1 protein-coding gene is annotated in these 1331 nt (G+C 39.7%); it reads left to right on the top strand.

The features are described from left to right. The first annotated feature begins 109 nt into the window (after positions 1 to 109). Positions 110 to 1297, top strand: a complete 1188-nt coding sequence (locus I2H87_RS13700; RefSeq protein ID WP_456299355.1) for an IS701 family transposase — start codon at positions 110 to 112, stop codon at positions 1295 to 1297. Positions 1298 to 1331: the final 34 nt, after the last annotated feature.

Here is a 1331-nt window from a genome sequence, read left to right as displayed (position 1 = left end):
CTATAAATGAGCAAGTTCGTGATTTTGCATAAAAGAAAGACACCTTAAATTCGATAGTGTTGTATAATGAAAGTGACAAAACAAACATTTGCAACATTTACGAAAGAAGGTGTCTCTCGCAAATACTATACATCATTCCTCATTCATATACAACCAGTTTAAAAAATTAAACTTATGCAAATTTTATTCAAATCGAGTGGTGAACCACCTCATGAGCATCCTGATTAGCATATTTCTTTCAGGATACCATGGAAAAACCACGGACTTTGCTAAAAACAGTTCCTGTCACAGAACGACGATTGCCCATTTCCTCAATTCCGGAAAATGGGAGGATTCCTTACTTTCAGATACGTTAAAATGCTCTGTCATTGAGATTATTTATTCAGAAGCAGCACGCACCGGAAATCCTGTTTTCTGTATTGTGGACGATACGATCGCTTCAAAGACAAAGCCTTCGTCACGGGCTTTACATCCGATTGAAGATGCGTATTTTCACCAATCCCATTTAAAGGGAAAACAGGATTACGGGCATCAGGCAGTTGCTGTTATGCTTTCCTGCAATGGTATTGTTCTGAACTATGCTTTTGTAATGTACAATAAGTCAATTTCCAAGATTGACATTGTACAAAGCATTGCAAAGGAGCTGCCTGTTCCACCGGTCATGTCCTATTTTCTTTGTGACTGCTGGTATGTTTCTGAAAAAATCATCAATACCTTTGCACAGAGAGGGTTCCATACCATCGGTGCTTTGAAAACAAACCGTTTGCTGTATCCATCGGGAATGAAAAAGAAACTTCGTGAGCTGGCCGCCGAATTGTCTGTTACACCTCGTGAATTTGACCTTGTGACAGTCAAAAAACGAAACTATTATGTGTACCGGTACGAGGGAAACCTCAACGGCATAGAAAATGCGATAGTTCTTTTGAGTTATCCGGAAACAGCATTTGGTAATCCCAAAGCATTGCGTGCTTTTATTAGTACAAATGTAGCCCTATCTACACAGGAGATCCTTTCCTGGTATGTGTGTCGATGGCCGATCGAAGTATTTTTCCGCCAGTGTAAGGAGAAGCTGGCACTGGACGGCTATCAGATCCGCTCTGCACAGGGGATCAAAAGGTACTGGCTGCTTATGTCACTGGCACATTTCCTGTGTGTAGCAGGTACTGGTAGGTTCTGCTCGTTTGAAACTGGATATCATAAAATCTGTGATACCATTCAGCTAGAAAAGTATCATTATCTTTTTCAATGCGCAAAGGAAAGTAATGATTTTGATTCATTTATGAAATTCGCAGTGTAGTTTTGTGCAATTTTTTAAATTTGCTCATTTATAG

Source organism: Mediterraneibacter glycyrrhizinilyticus, from assembly GCF_015560805.1.
Lineage (GTDB): Bacteria > Bacillota > Clostridia > Lachnospirales > Lachnospiraceae > Schaedlerella > Schaedlerella glycyrrhizinilytica_A.
The sequence above is the reverse complement of the archived record's forward strand: the minus strand, read 5'-3'. Positions and strand labels throughout refer to the sequence as shown.